Genomic DNA, 1,757 nt, shown 5'->3' on the forward strand with positions numbered 1-1,757 from the left:
GTTTTCGGGGAATATTCTGCCTGAAAAGCGGCGGTTTTCCACAAGGAATTTCTCACCCTGGAAAAGCAGTTTTTCCTGGTATTCAGGTACTTTTTTCGGTATAATGGTGACAGAAAATCCATCCGTAAGGAGAACCGCCATGAATCTGGACACCAAAAATCTTCCGCCGGAAGTGGCGGCATATATCCGGTCACTGGAGCAAGAGAAACAGCGGCTGGAACAGAGGAAGCAACAGCTGGAACAGGAGAAGCAGCTGCTGGAAAAACAGCTGGTGAAGATGCAGTCCCTGAATGAACAGCTGGTTCAGATGCGCAAACGGATGTTTGGGCAATCCAGTGAGCAGATTCAGTATGTGGACGCTCAACAGTTGGACTTCTTCAATGAAGCGGAAGCCTGCAGCGATGCATCTGCTCCGGAACCGGGAAAAACGACCCCGGTGAAGGCCCATACCCGGAAAGCGAAACGGACCAAAGAAGAACTGACAGAAGGCTTGGAACACAAGAAGGTAGTCTGTGAGCTGCCGGAGCAGGAACAGATCTGCGCCAAGTGCGGCAGCACCATGGTACGGATCGGGGAAAAGTTTGTCCGGTCTGAACTGGTGATTGTGCCGGCCCAGGTGTATGTGGTGGATTACTATGCCGCCAGCTACAAATGTGCGCACTGTGAAGCCCAGACTGGGGAGAGCTATATCCGGCAGGCCGAAGCACCGGTTCCAGTGATGAAGAAAAGCATGGCAGCCCCCTCCACGGTGGCCTATGTGATACAGGAGAAGTTCCAGAACGGAGTTCCGCTGTATCGCCAGGAGGCTTACTGGAAGGGGCAGGGTGTGGAGCTTCGGCGCAATACCATGGCTAACTGGGTAATCCGCAGTGCCCGTTGGTTCAAGCCTCTGTATGAGCAGCTTCGCAGGGAGCTGCTGCGGCAGGACATTGTGAATGTGGACGAGACCCGCGTCCATGTCCTGAAAGAGGATGGCCGGGAATCCAGTCAGATGTCCCAGATGTGGGTGTTCTGTTCTGCCGAAAAGAAAATCGCACTGTACCAGTACAGTACCAGCCGTTCAGGCCGGGTAGCCAAAGAGATGCTGCAAGGCTTCTCCGGCTATACCCAGACCGACGGCTATTCGGGTTACAATTGTCTGGATTCCGTGACCCATGTGGGCTGTTGGGCTCACGCAAGACGCAAGTGGGTGGAATGCTTTGTGGACGGCAAGCCGGTACAGGGAAGCCGATCCGAGGCAGCGTTTCATCTGATCGAGGAGATGTTCTCCCTGGAGCAGGCCTGGAAAGACCAATCGCCAGAGGCCCGCTTTACTCTGCGGCAGGAAAAACTCCGGCCGCTGCTGGACAGCTACTGGGAACTCCTGGACAGCTTCGAGGCAGCAGAAGGCACTGCGCTGAGCAAGGCCAAAACCTACTCGCTCAACCAGAAGCAGGCGCTGAACGCCGTGCTTCTGGACGGTCGCCTGGAACTGACCAATAACCTTGCCGAACGCACGGTGAAACCTTTCGTGATGGCGCGAAAGAATTTTCTGTTCTGCGACACCGCAAAGGGTGCCGATGCCAGTGCTCTGTGTTTTAGTGTGATCGAGACAGCCAAGCGCAATGGTCTGGATCCCTTTGGTTACCTGTTGTTCCTGCTACAGGAGCTGCCCAAACTGGGCGGAAATCCTTCTGAGGAACAACTGGCTCCACTGCTCCCCTGGGCCGAAAGCCTACCCGAGTATTGCAAACTCAAATAATTTTAACCGATTTGAG

The 1,757-nt window shown here is 54.5% G+C and carries 1 protein-coding gene; it reads left to right on the forward strand.

All coding sequences use genetic code 11. The annotated features are described in order from the left end of the window. Window positions 1-139: 139 nt before the first annotated feature. Complete coding sequence (gene tnpC / locus B5G12_RS14130) at window positions 140-1,741, forward strand: IS66 family transposase (protein WP_158099731.1); 1,602 nt, start codon at window positions 140-142, stop codon at window positions 1,739-1,741. Window positions 1,742-1,757 lie beyond the last annotated feature (16 nt).

Source organism: Faecalibacterium sp. An58 (assembly GCF_002161515.1).
Classification (GTDB): Bacteria; Bacillota; Clostridia; order Oscillospirales; family Ruminococcaceae; genus Faecalibacterium; species Faecalibacterium avium.

Coding starts and splice junctions, on each gene's coding strand:
- tnpC (WP_158099731.1), top strand. CDS start 140: ATGAATCTGGACACCAAAAATCTTCCGCCGGAAGTGGCGGCATATATC.